Source organism: Flavobacterium flavipigmentatum (assembly GCF_020911905.1).
Taxonomy (GTDB): Bacteria; Bacteroidota; Bacteroidia; order Flavobacteriales; family Flavobacteriaceae; genus Flavobacterium; species Flavobacterium flavipigmentatum.
Genome location: NZ_CP087133.1, coordinates 4018353 through 4035819, shown reverse-complemented (window position 1 = coordinate 4035819; position 17467 = coordinate 4018353). Strand labels below are relative to the sequence as shown.

The window sequence follows — 17467 nt, the reverse complement described above, 5'->3', positions numbered from 1 at the left end:
TGTGTTGTTTTTATGTGGGTTAAAATTTATCTTATACGAATTTATATATTTTTTTTATACTTTGCTCTATCCGGCAGAATTTACTTCGATATATTTTATCCATTTGGCTAAGGCATCTTCTACTTTTCCTCTGATAATTGGTTTCGAGATATAATCATTCATTCCGGCATTTAGACATTTATTGCGCTCGTCTTTTTCTGCTCCTGCGGTTACCGCAATTACTGGAATTTTTTTTCCAATATTAATTTTTCGGATTGCTTTTGTCGCTTCATAACCATTCATAATTGGCATCTGGATGTCCATAAAAATGATGTCCGGTTTAATGTTTTCAATCTGATTTACGGCCTCGTATCCGTTTTCGCATTCGAAAATATGGGTATTAAAATTTAGGTTTTTTACAATAGTTTTTAGTAAAAGCATGTTTACTTTATTGTCTTCTACAATCAAAACGGTTAACTTATTTCGTTTAGAATTATAACTTAAAGCATATTCCGGACTAGGATTAAGTAAAGCGAGAGTGTTGTTGTCGTTGAGGATTTGATTGCTGGTTTTTAAATTCAAATCAAAATAAAAAGTACTTCCTTCGTTTATTTTACTTGTGAGCTGCATACCACTTTCCATCAACGCCAATAATTGATTTGAAATGGTGAGCCCTAAGCCTGTTCCGCCAAATTTTCTCGTTGTAGAACTATCTTCCTGCGAAAATGCTTTGAATATTTTTTTCTGATTTTTTTCTAAAATTCCAATACCCGTATCGGTTACAGAAAAACGTAGGATGTAATTCTCTTCTGTTATTTTCTGCAAAACCGAAACATTTAATTTTATATAACCTTCGTTTGTAAATTTAATCGCATTGGATAAAAGGTTTATCAAAATTTGTTTTAATCGCACAATATCTGTCCAGATGTATTGCGGAACATCGGGGTCAATTTGAAGTTCCAGCTGCAGGTTTTTTTGATTGGATTCGTAAATGATCAAATCAAATATTTGACCTAACACTTTTTGAACATCGTACAAATCAATAAACAAATCTAATTTTCCAGCTTCGATTTTAGAAAAGTCAAGAATATCATTGATGATTTCGAGCAAAGAATGTGCCGACTGATTGATCGTGGTCATGTACTTTTCCTGAATTTCCTCCAGATTGGTTTTCATCAATAGATGTGTAAAACCTATTATACCATTAAGAGGAGTTCGAATCTCATGTGACATATTGGCCAGGAAATCCGACTTTGATTTGTTTGCAGCTTCAGCGAGTTCTTTTGCTTTTATGGCATCTTCACTTTCTTTAATTTTGGCAATATTTTTATTTCGATCTAATGCAGATGAAATATTGTTGGCCAATGTTTGAAAAATATAGATTTCATCATCAGACCATTTTTTTTCTCTGGTACAATCATCAAAACCAATGAATCCTGAAAATACACTATTAGAATACAACGGTAAAATAAGAATTGATTTTATCTGATTGGCGATCAATAAATTCTTAAAAAAACCATCTTGCAGATCATTTGTCAGAGAGTTTAAGACTTTTTTATTTTGTGAATGAAAAACAATCTCTTTTAAGTTTTCTTCGCTAAATTTCTGCAATTCTGTTATCTGATGTACCACTCCTTTTTTTGACCATTTGTATTTTTGGCTGATAGTATTAGTCTCAAAATCTTTTTCGTAATAAAAAATATGATCCACATTAGACGCTTTTCCTATGATTTCATAAGTTTCAGCAAACATTTTTTCAGTGCTTTTGCTTAATAAAAATTTCTCTGTACAAAGTGCTAATGCAGAGAGTAATTCGCTTTTTAATTCTAATTTTTTCTCTGCTTTCAAACGCATTTGAGAAGAAATAGCCAGCGAAATAACATCAGAAATAGTTCGGGCATAATTAATATCTTCGTTATCCCATTCTCTTTTTTCCTCGGTACTTTCAAAACAAACAACACCAGCTAATTGACCGCTAAAAAAAATAGGAACATCCAGCATCGATTGTATTTTATTTTTTTTAAAATAAAGTCTTTCAAATTCAGAGGTTTCCAGTTTGTTAAAAACGTCGGGAGCATTTATGATAGCTTTACTTTTGAGTGTTTCAAAATAAATTGGATAAGATTCTTTGTCTAAAACGTTTTTGTCACTGAGACTTTGATTGTCTATGCTAAAAAGGTTTTTACAAGTAATTGTATCGGCCGAAAACTTCCAGAAACTCACTCTGTTTGATTTGGATACCGAAGCTCCTTCTTTTATAATATAATCAATTACAGTCGAGAGACTGTCGTAATTACTAAAATCGGTCGTAGATAGTTTTTTAGTCGAACTATTATAAGATTCAATTTTTTCCAGACGTCTTTTTTTCTCGTTTTCGATATTTTTCAGCTCTGTAATATCTCGGGCAATTCCGGCGTAACCAATAATTTCACCCAAATCATTTTTTCGAATGATAACTTTTTGAGAAATCCACAACTCCTCCCCATTTTTTTTGATAACCGGAATTTCGATTGTTGGAAATTTATTTTCGTTTAATTCTAAATTTTCATAGAAATCAACTGCATTCTTAATGTAATGGGTATGAATAAAATTAGAATAATGCTGTAAAATGATTTCTTTTTCTGAATAACCTAAGATAGAAAAAGCAAATTCATTTATAAAAGTAAAATAGCCTTCTGCATTGATTTCGAAGATAATATCTGTGGCAGTCTGGATTAAATTTTCATATTGATTTTGAACATTGATTTGCTCTGTAACATCCTGCCCAATTCCAATTATCAAATCATCAGAAAACTTTTTGTCTTTCCATTGAATGTATTTGTATTCTCCATTTTTAGACTTTAATCTTCTAATATATAGCTTGTTAGTAATGTAGTTGAGACCTTGTTTTTCTTTAATGAATTCAATGTCTTCGGTGAGTTTCCAGAATTCGAGTCCCATTACTTCGTCCGGCAAATAACCTAAAATAGATGTTATGGTTTCGCTGCAAAATAATACTTCTCCGGTTTTATTGGTAGCAATTGTTAGCGAATTTCCTTTGTGAACGATTTCATTTGTAAATCTAAAATTATCTCTGTTGCTGGTTAGTATTGCATGTTTTACATGGTTGATGATAAAAACCATGATGCAATAATTGATTAATAGAATAGATGATTTTATTGGTATTAGATGAAAAATTATCGTGATAATTAGGTAGATAAATACAGTAGCAACAAAAGCCCAATAAATCTGGATGGGTTTTAAAATGGTATAAGAGAAGAAAAAGGATATTAAAAAAGCAATAATTGGTACAATATCATGGGTCAAAAAAATGATATTTCGACCCACGTAAGCCACATAAATTAAAAATAATGTGATAAAAATGTACTGAATTCTACTGCGTAAAAATTTAACTCTTACGATAACCAAATAAAATAGGAGTACCAGAAAGCCGATCCCTACATTTAAAACCAATAAACTCGTTGGCCGGATTTTAAAAATTTCGTTAATGATTTCTATAACGATAATAGCAATCCCAAAAAATAAAAGATAAAGCTGGTATTCTCTATTAGCGGTCTCAATTTCTCTTCTTTTTTCTATAAAATAACCTATTTTGGCCTTTATTTTAAAGAATTGATATACCAAGACTCCTAAAAAACCAAATAATAACAATCCTAAAATGATAAGTTTAGGGTTGTGATAAAATATAATTTCTGAGTTAAACATAAACCAATTGGTCACAATAGATTCTATGGCTAGTTTAATAAATAACTGCCCTTTAATAATAGACGAAAACAGACTATAGTAAGCTACCATAACAATTATTTAGGTTCTGGTATTTTATGTTTCAAAAAAGAGTGTGTCAAACTCGATTGAGTTTTTTATTATAAATCTGAATGACCAATAGAATCGATAGAATCTTCTTTTTCTTCTACACCAATAATTTCGTAATACATAGCGTAAGACATAGAATAACTAAATGGTACTGTAAAGATGATTCCGACGCAACAAGCAAAACCGCCTATAAGAGATAATATGCCGGCTACTACCAATAAAAAAAGAATTGTGAGAGGCTGTTTGCTTACCATTATAAAACTTGATTTTATAGCATCAATTGCTTTTAATTTTCCAAAAGCTATTAAAGGAATAACAAAACAAGTAAAATACGATATCAATAATGATACTACAAGACCAAAATATATGATGTCAAAACTTTGTAATACGGCATTGATAGCGTTGCCAATAACGGCGATAATAAAAGAAACTGCAAAGAGTTGTGCAAAATATGGCGATTTATAAAAATAAAAAATAGTAGAGGCATTAAATTCTTCATCTTTGTCTGCAGAGTCAGCCATTTTTAGAAAACCTGCGCTAAAAGGTCCTACCAGGGCTCCAAATAGAGCATAACACAAAGTCGAAATTATAGATTGTACATACGTTAATTTTTCACTTTGTAAATTTTGAATAAAATCTTTAGACATGCTTTCGGCACCATAAATAGCAACTATAATTGCAAAAGCGGCAATTCCAAACAGGATAGAAAAAACTAATAACATCAATCCGGCATACAATGCTATTTTTTTATAGTTTTCGAATGCGTGGTTAAAAACATTCGAAAAATCCAGAGAATAGCCATTCGTTTTGATGTCTTCAATTTGGTCGAGGGTAGATTTCATTTTGAGTAAAGTTGTTTTATATTTTCTTAAATTAATTTGAATACTAAATAGTAAATATAATATTTTAAATCAATTTTACATCAAAAACAGTGAAATACTACTAAATCAATTTTTGCTTACTATAGCCAGTTTAATATTCGTTTTATACTACTTAATTTGTCTTTGTAGGGAGCGTATCGCATAGGCAAATCAATCCAATTTCCTTTTTTAACCACACCTTTATGATGAGAAAATACGTCAAAACTCAATTTGCCATGATAAGCTCCAATTCCGCTATGGCCAACCCCACCAAATGGTAATCTTTTATTCGAAAAATGAATAACAGTATCATTAATGCAACCTCCTCCAAATGAATAAGTCGTGATTAATTTTTTGGCAAAGAAGTTATTGTCGCTAAAAACATAAAATCCTAATGGTTTTTCGTAACGATTGACCACTTTTGCTATATCTATTTCTGTTTCATAACTAAGAATAGGTAAAATAGGGCCAAAAATTTCTTCTAGCATTACAGAACTCTCCAAACTTGGCTCGTCGATTAGTGTTGGTGCTATGTAATGATGTTCAGCGTCTGTCTCTCCTCCAAAAATAATCTTTTCGTTTTGGATCATATTGGTCAGTCTGAGCCAATTTTTGGTGTTGATGATGCGTGCAAAATCTGGGGATTTCTCCATTTTTTTTCCATACGCTAAAGTTATTTCTTCCATAAGATAAGTGATGAAAGGAATCTTCATGTCCTTATGAATCAAAATATAATCAGGAGCGATACAAGTTTGACCTGCATTAATAAATTTTCCCCACACAATACGTTTGGCAGCCAATTTTAGGTTGGCTGTTTCGTCAATTATGCATGGATTTTTCCCTCCTAATTCTAAAGTAACAGGAGTTAAGTGCTCGGCAGCAGCTTTGGCGACAATTTTTCCAACTGCTACACTTCCTGTAAAAAAAATATAATCCCAGCGTTTTGCAAGCAAAGTATTAGAGACTTCTACACCTCCCTGAATAACTTCTACATGGTTAACATGAAATGTTTCTTCGATAATTTTGGCAATAATGGCGGCCGTATTTGGGGTAAGTTCTGATGGTTTTAAAACGACTTTATTTCCTGCTGCAACAGCCGAAATTAAAGGGCATAAAGCCAATTGAAACGGATAATTCCAAGGTGCAATTATAAGAACATTTCCATAAGGTTCTTTGTAAATATAATCTGTTGAGGGGAAATTGAGGATAGAAGGAAAAACACATTTTGGTTTTGCCCATTTGTGTATGTTTTTGATGGTGTCTTTGAGCTCTGAAATAACATAATTGGTCTCGGTTAAAACAGCTTCAAATTCTGGCTTTTTAAAATCATCGTACAAAGCTTTGACAATCAAATCCTCGCTTTTTTGAATAGTGTGCAATAATTTTTTAAGCGTTTCTTTGCGGTATGCAATGTCGTTTTTATAATCCATCTTTTTATAATCAGGTTAATTTCTGACTATGCAAGTTACTTGATAAAATTTTAATTTTTAACAAATTAATCATAAAAATCATAAAGCGTTCCAGATCGTTTCTTCAGGAGTAGGAGCAATAATGGTGATTTCTTCTTTGGAGACGGGATGAATAAAAAACAATTTTCTGGCATGAAGATGTATGCCACCATCAGGATTACTTCGGTCAAAACCATATTTTAAATCACCTTTTATAGGTGAACCAATGGCAGCTAATTGCACACGAATCTGGTGATGACGACCTGTATGCAAATTGATTTCGAGAGCAACGTAATTCTGTAATTCTTTAAAAACAGTATAATCTAAACTCGCTATTTTACTATCCGGAACTTCTTTAAGATGTGCTTTTGAAGTATTGTTTTTTTCGTTTCTTTTCAGATAATGAACCAATTTGGCAGTTGTTTGTTCAGGTTTATTCTTGACAACTGCCCAATAGGTTTTTTGAGTTTCCCTGTTACTGAACATTTCGTTCATGCGAGATAAGGCCTTGCTGGTTCTGGCAAAAACTACAATTCCTGTTGTGGGTCTGTCCAAACGATGAATCACTCCCAAAAAAACTTCACCAGGTTTATTGTATTTGTCTTTGATGTATTCTTTGACTACTTCAGATAATGGCTTGTCTCCTGTTTTATCGCCCTGCACGATGTCGCCCACACGTTTATTGACCACAATAATATGATTGTCTTCGTGTAGAATTTGAAGATTGTTTTTATCTGATATAATTTTCATTTTAGATTTCTCGGGAATTTTAAATTTCTGATTGAAACATAGTAATAGAACCCCTTACAATAGATAGAAGGAGTCTCATTTTTAAAACCTTTGCTGCTTTACATCTTTGAATCTTAAAAAAAAACTAATATTGTTCTTTTTCGTTCGGAAAGTCGCTAGATTTTACATCTGCTACGTATTTGCCAATTGCGTCAGTCATTTCTTGGTACAAATCCAGATAACGACGCAAAAATCGTGGGCTAAACTCATTGTTCATTCCCAACATATCGTGTATAACGAGCACTTGTCCGTCAACTCCGCCACCCGCTCCAATTCCGATTACGGGAATCGAAATACTTTTGGCTACTTTTTCGGCAAGATGAGCAGGTATTTTTTCTAAAACTATACCAAAACAACCAATTTTTTCGAGCATTTGAGCATCTTCCATTAGTTTTTCGGCTTCTTCATCTTCTTTGGCTCGTACGGTGTAAGTGCCAAATTTATAAATAGATTGGGGTGTTAAACCCAAATGCCCCATAACTGGAATTCCTGCGTTTAATATTTTTTTGATAGAATCTTTAATTTCTTTTCCTCCTTCGAGTTTTACTGCATGACCACCGCTTTCTTTCATAATCCTGATAGCCGAGCGTAAAGCTTCTTTCGGGTCTGATTGGTAACTTCCAAAAGGCAAGTCAACTACAACCAAAGCTCTTTCGGTAGCGCGAACTACAGACGAAGCGTGGTAAATCATTTGGTCTAAGGTAATTGGCAAAGTCGTTTCGTGCCCAGCCATGACATTTGAGGCTGAATCGCCAACCAAAATCACATCAACTCCAGCGGTATCCACGATTTTTGCCATGGTAAAATCGTAAGCAGTAAGCATAGAGATTTTCTCTCCGTTGCTTTTCATTTCGATTAATGATTTTGTGGTGATTCTTTTATAATCTTTTTTTGCAACAGACATTATCAGTGAGTTTTTAGTTTTTGAATAGTTTTAAAAGTCAAATAGTACTTTTTAAACGAAATTTTTCCGCAAAATTAAGGAATATATTTCTAACAATCGGCCATATTAACGGCAATTGCCAATCCGCCTTCAGATGTTTCTTTGTATTTAGAATTCATGTCTTTAGCAGTCTGCCACATGGTATTAATTACTTTATCCAAGGGTACTTTTGCGTTTTTAGAGTCGGTTTCCAGTGCAAGTTCGGCAGCATTAATTGCTTTTATGGCACCCATTGTATTTCTTTCGATACAAGGAATCTGCACCAATCCGCCTATCGGATCGCATGTTAAACCAAGGTGATGTTCCATGGCAATTTCGGCCGCCATAAGTACCTGAGCCGGTGATCCGCCCATTAACTCACACAATGCCGCTGCTGCCATTGCAGATGAGACTCCAATTTCAGCCTGACAGCCTCCCATTGCAGCAGAGATTGTAGCTCCTTTTTTAAAAATACTCCCAATTTCGCCGGCAACCATCAAAAATTGTTTGATTTCTTTTTCTCCCGCAGCATGATTTTCAATTACCAAATAATACATCAAAACTGACGGAATAACGCCTGCGCTTCCATTGGTTGGAGCCGTAACTACACGGCCTAAAGACGCATTTACTTCATTCACGGCAAGTGCAAAACAACTTACCCATTTTAGAATCTGACGAAATTTCACTTCCGTTTTTCTAATTTCTTCCAGCCACGTTTGTGGACTACTGTAATTAGACAAACCAATTAAATTTTGATGCATATCAAAAGCTCTTCTTCGCACGTTTAAACCTCCCGGAAGAATGCCTTCAGAGTGGCAGCCAATGTACATACACTCGAGCATTGTGTTCCAGATTCGCATCAATTCTGAGTTGATTTTTTCCTCTGATCGCATTGATTTTTCGTTTTCATAAACGATTTCAGAGACTAATTTTTTTTCAGAAATGGTATAATTTAAAAGCTCTTCAGCGTTTTGAATCGGGAAAGGAAAGGCACATTTTATCTCTTCTTTCTTTTTGGCATTAATGCGTTCTTCTTTTACAACAAATCCGCCACCGATCGAATAAAAAGTAGATTCGTACTCAGAACCATCCGCTTTAAAAGCTGTAAATTTGAGACCATTGGCATGAAAAGGAAGAAACTCTTTATTAAAAACAATGTCCTGAAGAAAGTAAAACGGAATCGTAATTTGATTGCCTAAAATAATTTCATTTTTGGTTTCAATGATTTTAATTATACTTGCAATATTCTCAACAGGAATGTATTCGGGATCCTGACCGCTCAATCCAAGCATAACCGATAAATCTGTAGCATGTCCCTTGCCTGTTAAGGAAAGTGAGCCATACAAATCTACTTTTATACGTGTGATTTGTTCCAAAATAGATTCGTTTTTTAACTCCTCCAAGAAGCGTTCTGCGGCGCGCCAAGGTCCTAGAGTGTGCGAGCTGGATGGGCCTACACCAATTTTAAGCATATCAAAAACAGAGATACATTCTTCCATTGTTCAAATTTTATTTAAACAAAGATAATTGAATAATGCAATGAATTTAATAGTCGAACTACTAATCTTGAGTATTTGTTAAAAAAAATATTAAATTTTAATAATTTGTCAACGAAACAAATTTTATTGTTTAATATAGAAGTTTCATAGAGTGTTCGAGTTTTTTTTAGGTATTTTTGTAGATAAGTAGTGGCTCAAATGATCGTTTTTTTTAGTTTTAAATAGATCTCAGGGAACTGCAATTTCAGGTATTTTAATTTTTATTGAATGATTATTTTTTGAAAATTAAACTAACAAAATAGCATATAAAGTTATATTATGATAGAATTTTTCAGGCATTTTTTAAGCGAATTTGAACTACCACTGAGTAATCCGGTATTGATTTTTTCGTTGATCCTTTTCATTATTTTGTTGTCTCCCATATTGTTAAAAAAAATAAATATTCCGGGTATCATCGGTTTAATTATTTCAGGAGTTATTATTGGTCCTCATGGGTTAAATATTTTGGCAAAAAGCTCGGCAGTCGATTTGTTTTCGACGATTGGCCTTCTTTACATCATGTTTATTGCGGGTCTGGAACTCGATATGAATGAGTTTAAAGCCAATAAAAACAAGAGTTTATTATTTGGATTTTTTACCTTTATTTTTCCGCTTTCTATTGGTTTTCCGGTGTGTTTCTATATCTTACAATACGATTTTAACGCTAGTTTTTTAACCGCTAGTATGTTTGCCACGCACACTTTGGTCGCCTATCCAATTGTGAGTAAGCTAGGTATTGCAAAAAATCAGGCTGTGGCCATTACAGTAGGAGGTACGATCCTTACAGATACAGCCGTTCTGATCATTTTGGCGATTATTATGGGCAGTAGTCAAGGCAATCTAAATCAGGCTTTTTGGATAAAACTGACTGTTTCTTTGCTTATTTTTTCGGCCATCATGTTCTTAGTTATTCCAAGAATTGCCAAGTGGTTTTTTAAGAAGTTAGAAAGTGAGAAACATGCTCATTATATTTTTGTGCTTTCGGTTGTTTTCTTTGCCGCCTTTTTGGCCGAAGTAGCAGGAGTAGAGCCTATCATTGGTGCATTTGTCGCTGGTTTGGCTTTAAACCCATTGATTCCGCATTCTTCTGCTTTGATGAATCGAATTGAGTTTATAGGGAATTCATTATTTATTCCGTTTTTCTTAATTTCTGTCGGAATGTTGGTCGATGTAAGTGTGATCCTGAGTGGGCCAACCGCCTTGATTGTAGCCGGAACATTAAGTGTTGTCGCTATCTTCGGAAAATGGATTGCAGCATTTTTTACCCAAATTGTTTTTAAATATACCAAGACCGAGAGACAATTGATTTTCGGTTTAAGCAGCGCACATGCCGCAGCAACTTTGGCTGTGATATTGGTTGGTTTTAAAGCCAAAATTCTGGATGAAAATATTTTAAACGGAACCATTATCCTGATCCTGATTACGTGTATTGTCGCTTCATTTGCTACTGAAAAGGCGGCCAAGAAAATCGCTATTTGCGAAGAAGAAGTCTCTCCTCAGCACACCGAGAAAGATCAGATTTTAGAGGAACACATCTTGATTCCGCTGGCTAAAACCTCAGCCACAGCAGGTCTTTTGGATTTTGCTCTTTTAATTAAAGATAAAAAATCAAACAATCCTGTTACATTATTGACAATTGTTCCGAATAATGATCAGGCAGAAATTAATATTTTGAAATACCGAAAAGCAGTTGATAAATTTATCATTCAGGGATCTGCTTCCGAAGTAAAAATAAATACAATTGCCAGAATTGACCATAATCCCGCAAGCGGAATCGCACGTACATCAAAAGAAATTATGTCTGATATCGTGATTATTGGCTGGCCAAGAAAAACAGGTTTCTTAGATAAGATTTTTGGTGAGAATGTCGATTCAATCATCAATAATGTAGATAAAAGTTTATTCATCTGTCGTTTTGAAAAATCATTTATAGAAGAAAAAAGACTGGTTTTTATTTGTCCGCCATTTTCAGAAAGAGGAATTGGTTTTCAGCTTTTATTGCAGAAAATATGCCGACTGTCGCAAGAATTGAGTATTCCGATTTTAATTTATGCAGAATATAAAACACATCAGGCCATTCAGCAAATTGCGAATCATTTAAAGCTAAACCCTAAATTAGGTTTTAAAAGTATATTGTATTGGGATGATTTTGAAGCGATTTCGGATGAAATTAAACCAACCGATCTGATTGTTTTTAATTTATCCCGTAAAGGCTCGATCTCTTACCAATCTATTTTTGATAAATTGCCACAAAAATTCGAAAAGTCATTCAGTACTAACAACCTTATTTTGGTGTATCCACATGATGATCGTCAGGAAAGCGCCATGGATGCTTACGAAGATTTTACTGCAACGCCACTTACAAAAGGTATCGAAGCTATTGAACAAATTGGTAGAGGTTTAGGAAATATTTTAAAGAAAGGTTAGCATAATTACCATGAAAAGAAATTTTTTTATCGCAGTTTTATTGTTCATCAACCTAATTGCCTCGGCACAAAATAAAATGAAAAAAGCTGACGAACTTATAAACAAAACAGATCCCGGATGGACTGTTGTAGAAGATTGGATCAAGAAAGCCAAAAATAAAGTAGAGATTTTACCAGCAGATTTGTCTAAAGCAAAAGAAGCTTTATATCAAACACAAGTTACAACGCATTCACCCATGGGAGCAATTGTTTTTATGACCGGCGGACTTTTGATTGATGACGGCTGGATTAGAATCTTAGGTTCCGGAAATGCAAAATGTAACAGAACACTTCCTGACTGGAATAAAGGCAAATCATTTAAAGAGTTTGGTGATTTACCTTCTTTTTTATTAATTGCAGATGATGCAATCGGAGGTTTTTATATTTTGAATGGGGGAGCATTAGGCACTGATACTGGCAAGATTTATTATTTTTCGCCAGATAATCTGGAATATGAGCCACTTGATATTACGTATTCAGAATTTCTGCAATTTTGTTTTAATAATGATTTAGACAAGTTTTATGAAGGGAATCGATGGAAAGGATGGAGAGAAGAAGTTTCAAAATTGAAAGGCGATGAAGTATTTAATTTTTATCCGTTTCTTTGGAGTAAAGAAGGAAACGATATCGATAAAAATTCAAGAAAAGTGATTCCGATAAGCGAACAATACAGCTTGAATTTAGATTTAAGAAAACAGTTAGGTTTTGATAATTAAAAATAAGTTTGACCCATCATTTCAAAATTATAAATGAAACATAATATCAAATCAATCCGGCCTTTTATTGGTGCTAAAGACTTTCAGGTTTCAAGAAGTTTCTATTGCGATCTTGGATTTGAAGAAACCATTTTAGCAGCTAATCTTTCTGTATTTAAAACAAATAAAATAGCATTTTATCTGCAAGACGCCTATGTCAAAGATTGGATCGATAATTCTATGATTTTTATCGAAGTAAATGATGTGCATCAATTTTACAAAGAAATTGCGGCTTTAAATATTACAGAGAAGTATCCAAGATCAAAATTGCTTCCCGTCAAAGAATTAGACTGGGGAAGCGAATTTTTTTTACATGATCCAGCGGGAATTTTGTGGCACTTTGGGACGTTTAACAAATAAGGATTTTTTATTTTAAACTTTTATTTTAAACTTTTTCTTTATCAATCCATTTCCCTACAGTAGGGGCCACATAATGTTGCATTTTATCAAGCAAATCATCAATAGTAGCACTCGTTAATAGCATTTTTTGATTTACTTCTTTCAGTAAACCTTTATCAGTCATTGTCTGAATCATCATTAATAAAGGGTCGTAAAAACCATCGATATTCAAAATAGCGATTGGTTTTTTATGCAATCCTAATTGCGCCCAGGTAAGCATCTCAAAAAGTTCTTCCAAAGTACCAAAACCACCTGGAAGCGCAATAACGCCATCGCATAAATCATTCATTTTGGTTTTTCTTTCGTGCATGCTTTCTACCAAAATAAGTTCGGTTAGGTTTTCATGAGCGATTTCTTTCGATCGAAGAAAATTGGGCAGTATACCAATAACTTTTCCTTTTTCGCTCAAAACACCATCCGCAACAGCGCCCATCAAACCTACTTTTGCACCACCATACACCAACTCTATATTTTGTTTGGCCAATGTTTGACCAAGTTCAAAAGCTTGAGATCGGTATTTTTCTTCGGTTCCAAAACTGGAACCGCAAAAAACTGTTATTCTTTTCATTCTTAATTTATTTTTTTAATTCATATTCAAAATGAGGTAATGCTACTCCGTTATGCGTAACCGTCATTTCGTTTACTTTTTCTGCGCCTAGCTTTAAAACTGCTTTTTGCGAACGAATATTTGCTGCTCCTACATGAAAAAATATCGAATTGAGACTTTTGAAAGCATAATCAATCAATAATTTTTTTGAAGAATTATTATAAGGACTTCCCCAATATTTTCTGGAAATAAATGTAAATCCGATCGCAATACTTGACTGCTCGTGGTCATAATTGTAAAATCGGGTACTGCCTATGATCTCATTATTTTTTTGGTCGAGGATCAAAAAAGCACCTTTTGAATTGATAGCTCCTTCAAAAAAGAGAGTAAAAGCATCCTTTTTATAACGATCTTTAATTGGATGCTGCTCCCATATCAAAGGGTCTGAAGCTATTTTATAAAGTGCTTCAAAATGTTTTTCTTCTAACGGAATTAATTTTGTCAACTCATCTTCTAAAATTTCGGGTTGTAAACTGAAGTTTGATTTTGGCATTTTAAAATGAATTTTATTAATTTACTTGTTTAATTTGGAAAGCAGGAAACGTTTATTTTACAGCTTTTTCATCTAATTTTAAAAAATCGCCATCGATAATCAATAGTTTGACGCCGTTTTTTGAAATGGAACGATGTGAACTCAAATCATCCGAAACGATATACGTCATTCCTTTTTTCAATAAAAAAGATTCGCCAGTTTCGAGTTCGCTTGTCACTTCGCCCTCTAAACAGTGCACGACATGTCCTTTTTGGCACCAGTGATCGGCAACATATCCGGCAGAATATTCTACAATTCGGGTGCGCAATCCTGGGTGTTGTACCGTTTGCCAAAAAGCAATTCCGGTTTCTCCTGCATGTTCGGTTTTCGGAATAGCATTCCAATCTATTGTTTCAAAAGGGATATTGCTCATATTTTTTTTTTTAGTTTATCCTTTCCAGTATTCCTTAAATTCTTGATTTTAAATCCTTAAATCAACCATTTCGCCAATCATGGGTATCTTAATCAGAATACGATTTAAGGAGTTTTTAGTTACTGCTTGCCACGCTTATCAAGGTTTTGGAAGAGGTAGGTTTTGTCAATACCTATTTTGAAAAATGTATTTTAAAATCGTCATCGATGTAGTATTTTGTTTTAGTAGATTGATCTAATTTCTTGTTATTGCCAGGAATGTAGCACCAAATTAGGTCTTATTTTTTAATAGTCAAAAATGTTTCTAAAAAAGTTGTTAGTGTGTTTTGCAACCTTACATCTCATTTTGATGTGCTTACAGCAATAGCAAGCTGTATGAACGCTATTTTTTGGCTTTGCACAGCTGTAAATAAAAAAGACTAACGTTTTATCAAGTATATTAGTCTTGATGCAGCAAAACACAAATCGTTATTGTTTTTTCAGTGGGTAGGATGCTACTTTACAGTGGTTAAATCTAACTTGCATACGGTCGAATGCTACTTTACAATGGTTAAATCTAACTTGCATACGGTCGAATGCTACTTTACAGTGGTCAAATCTAACTTGCACACGGTCGAATTCTACTTTACAATGGCTAAATCTAACTTGCATACGGTAGAATTCTACTTTACAATGGCTAAATCTAACTTGCATACGGTAGAATGCTACTTTACAGTGGTCAAATCATACTTGCATACGGTCGAATTCTACTTTACAATGGTCAAATCATACTTGCATACGGTAGAATTCTACTTTACAGTGGTCAAATCATACTTGCATACGGTCGAATTCTACTTTACAGTGCTTAAATCATACTTGCATACGGTCGAATTCTACTTTACAGTGGTCAAATCTAACTTGCACACGGTCGAATTCTACTTTACAGTGGTCAAACCTAACTTGCATACGGTAGAATTCTACTTTACAGTGGTCAAATCATACTTGCATACGGTCGAATTCTACTTTACAGTGGTCGAATCAAGTTTTCAGTCGGTCAAATCAAGTTTTCAGTCGCTTCAATCAAGTTTTCAGTCGGTCAAATCAGGTTTTCAGTCGCTTCAATCAAGTTTTCAGTCGGTCGAATCAAGTTTTCAGTCGGTCAAATCAAGTTTTCAGTCGCTTCAATCATGTTTTCAGTCGGTCTAATCAGGTTTTCAGTCGGTCGAATCAAGTTTTCAGTCGGTCAAATCAAGTTTTCAGTCGCTTCAATCATGTTTTCAGTCGCTTCAATCAAGTTTTCAGTCGGTCGAATCAGGTTTTCAGTGGGTCGAATTCTTTTTGCAGTGATCAAATCCGAAAAATGTTTAAAAATCTGTATAAAGACATCTTTAAATTAATTTTAAACGTGATAGATTTTTAAAAGTTAGTTAGGAAACCTTTTTTTTATTTATAATGTGAATCTCAATTTCGTCATTCCATTTTTGTCCAACAAATGTTTTTAATTCATAATATTTTCCATCTTTCGCTTTCGCTTTAAAAATTCTCATAAAAGTTGTGATGTATTTCAGCCTACTTATAGAAACATTATTAAAGAAAAATGTGGGTTTTAAAACTATGTTAGAGAAGGAAAAAAACTCCATTAATTTCAAAGGTCTTTCTTCAATTAATTCATATCCAATTTTTTCAAAGTTTAATTTTACAAATTCAAGAATACGCTTTCGTCTTTTTAAGTATAATTTGACATATAAAGCGATTATTGAAGGCAAAAATCCAAGAAACCTATGTTCTATCGTAATTGCTATTAAGATTGTAGAAATGAACCAAAGGAGAACAATGGCTATATTCAGTAAAATATCTTTAAATTTTATCATCCTTCTTAAAATATTTGAGAACGTTCTGCTTCTGTAACGAGTTTGGGATTAAAACAATTTCCATTATCGGATTTGTTAAAATGTTTTAAATTTGAAGCTAACTTTCTATTAAGATTAATGCTTAAATCTGTTATAATAGATATTAGGTTCAGAGTTTTATTCGTACACTGTTTTTATAATTTCCATTGCTTCATTTTTAGCATCTTCTACGTTTTCAAACTTTCGAGAATAGAAGTAAAATAGAGCTATACCAAACTTTGGAAGTTCTAAAAAAATAAAATCATTTAAGTGATGAAAGAAATAAAAACTTTCATTTTTTGTTTTAAATATTACTAAAGAATTTTGATTACTAGCTTTAGATTTTTGTGTAACTCTTTTCTGCGCAAGTCTAATTTCAGTTAACGCTTTATTTGGCGAATAATCAATATTAGTTCTCATAATAGATATAGGAATGTCTCTGAGATATTCTAAATATTGAGACGACTTTGATTTTATGAATTTTCTCCGAATCTCTAATAACTGAAATTTATATTCTATTATTTCTAACCAACGAATTATGTTCTGCAATTGCTCATTATTAAAAAAAGAGTTTGATAAATCGGTATCATTCAAAATTGAAATTATATAGCTTTCAACATTACTCAATAAATTATTGTTACAATCTGCGCAAACAGGAATTGTTGTTTTATTATATGTTTGTTCACTACCATTTATATTTGTTACAAAGAACTCTTTAGTGCAATTTTCAAATGTCCATTTTGGAAGTACATGTTCTTTTGTTAAATTATCTTGATTTGCACAAAAGACACATATTTCTTTTTTTGATTTATTTTTTGACCTAATTCTCGGAACATTTCTCACTAAAATATCATTTATGATTTCTCTGGAGTTCTGTCTCAATTTGACTCTAAGATTTTTTAGTTTAATGTCAATATCCATGAATGTGTCTTTTTAACTAAGCATCTTGTAAATTTGTGCCTAAGGTTTTGTAACTAAAGCAGGTTTTTGGCCTAAATTAAGTCTATTTTCGGATTTGCCAAATCTCCCAAATACAAAACCAACTTTCTATTAAGCAAATTGCCCAAATCTGTTGTAGCTGTTAGCTACTGTATTTTTTTAAATCAACAGTTACTTTTCC

15 protein-coding genes are annotated in these 17467 nt (G+C 33.1%); 4 read left to right on the top strand and 11 right to left on the bottom strand.

Annotated features, from left to right (window positions below):
- Positions 1-66: 66 nt before the first annotated feature.
- From LNP22_RS17010 to LNP22_RS16985, 6 genes are all read right to left on the bottom strand, one after another.
- A complete protein-coding gene (locus LNP22_RS17010; protein ID WP_229974523.1) occupies positions 67-3774 on the bottom strand; it encodes a response regulator in 3708 nt (1235 codons plus the stop codon).
- Positions 3775-3842: 68 nt separating this feature from the next.
- On the bottom strand, positions 3843-4634 hold the full coding sequence (locus LNP22_RS17005; RefSeq protein WP_229974522.1) for a hypothetical protein: 792 nt from the start codon (positions 4632-4634) through the stop codon (positions 3843-3845).
- A gap of 119 nt (positions 4635-4753) precedes the next feature.
- Complete coding sequence (locus LNP22_RS17000; RefSeq protein ID WP_229974521.1) at positions 4754-6082, bottom strand: aldehyde dehydrogenase; 1329 nt, start codon at positions 6080-6082, stop codon at positions 4754-4756.
- 78 nt (positions 6083-6160) lie between these two features.
- A complete protein-coding gene (locus tag LNP22_RS16995; RefSeq protein ID WP_229974520.1) occupies positions 6161-6850 on the bottom strand; it encodes an RluA family pseudouridine synthase in 690 nt (229 codons plus the stop codon).
- A gap of 124 nt (positions 6851-6974) precedes the next feature.
- On the bottom strand, positions 6975-7793 hold the full coding sequence (gene panB, locus LNP22_RS16990) for a 3-methyl-2-oxobutanoate hydroxymethyltransferase (protein ID WP_229974519.1): 819 nt from the start codon (positions 7791-7793) through the stop codon (positions 6975-6977).
- Between the two features lie 89 nt (positions 7794-7882).
- Positions 7883-9310, bottom strand: a complete 1428-nt coding sequence (locus LNP22_RS16985) for an L-serine ammonia-lyase (RefSeq protein ID WP_229974518.1) — start codon at positions 9308-9310, stop codon at positions 7883-7885.
- 318 nt (positions 9311-9628) lie between these two features.
- Between LNP22_RS16985 and LNP22_RS16980 the strand changes: the two genes are divergently transcribed.
- From LNP22_RS16980 to LNP22_RS16970, 3 genes are read left to right on the top strand one after another with little or no spacing between them, the layout of a single operon-like run.
- Positions 9629-11776: a cation:proton antiporter gene (locus LNP22_RS16980; protein WP_229974517.1), complete on the top strand. Its 2148-nt coding sequence runs from the start codon at positions 9629-9631 to the stop codon at positions 11774-11776.
- Positions 11777-11786: 10 nt separating this feature from the next.
- Entirely contained in the window at positions 11787-12530 is a 744-nt protein-coding gene (locus tag LNP22_RS16975) for a DUF2625 domain-containing protein (RefSeq protein ID WP_229974516.1), read from the top strand.
- A 33-nt stretch (positions 12531-12563) separates the two neighbouring features.
- Positions 12564-12929: a VOC family protein gene (locus tag LNP22_RS16970; RefSeq protein WP_229974515.1), complete on the top strand. Its 366-nt coding sequence runs from the start codon at positions 12564-12566 to the stop codon at positions 12927-12929.
- A 25-nt stretch (positions 12930-12954) separates the two neighbouring features.
- Here the strand turns inward: LNP22_RS16970 and LNP22_RS16965 are convergent, their stop codons facing one another.
- From LNP22_RS16965 to LNP22_RS16955, 3 genes are read right to left on the bottom strand one after another with little or no spacing between them, the layout of a single operon-like run.
- Complete coding sequence (locus LNP22_RS16965) at positions 12955-13536, bottom strand: LOG family protein (RefSeq protein WP_210668181.1); 582 nt, start codon at positions 13534-13536, stop codon at positions 12955-12957.
- A gap of 7 nt (positions 13537-13543) precedes the next feature.
- Entirely contained in the window at positions 13544-14068 is a 525-nt protein-coding gene (locus LNP22_RS16960; protein WP_229974514.1) for a GNAT family N-acetyltransferase, read from the bottom strand.
- Positions 14069-14120: 52 nt separating this feature from the next.
- A complete protein-coding gene (locus LNP22_RS16955) occupies positions 14121-14480 on the bottom strand; it encodes a DHCW motif cupin fold protein (RefSeq protein WP_229974513.1) in 360 nt (119 codons plus the stop codon).
- Positions 14481-15464: 984 nt separating this feature from the next.
- Here LNP22_RS16955 and LNP22_RS18480 point away from each other — a divergent pair.
- Complete coding sequence (locus LNP22_RS18480) at positions 15465-15878, top strand: hypothetical protein (RefSeq protein ID WP_429670534.1); 414 nt, start codon at positions 15465-15467, stop codon at positions 15876-15878.
- A gap of 7 nt (positions 15879-15885) precedes the next feature.
- On the opposite strand, the gene LNP22_RS16945 is transcribed toward LNP22_RS18480, so the two are convergent.
- Complete coding sequence (locus tag LNP22_RS16945) at positions 15886-16329, bottom strand: hypothetical protein (RefSeq protein ID WP_229974511.1); 444 nt, start codon at positions 16327-16329, stop codon at positions 15886-15888.
- Between the two features lie 156 nt (positions 16330-16485).
- Positions 16486-17268, bottom strand: a complete 783-nt coding sequence (locus LNP22_RS16940) for a hypothetical protein (protein ID WP_229974510.1) — start codon at positions 17266-17268, stop codon at positions 16486-16488.
- Positions 17269-17467 lie beyond the last annotated feature (199 nt).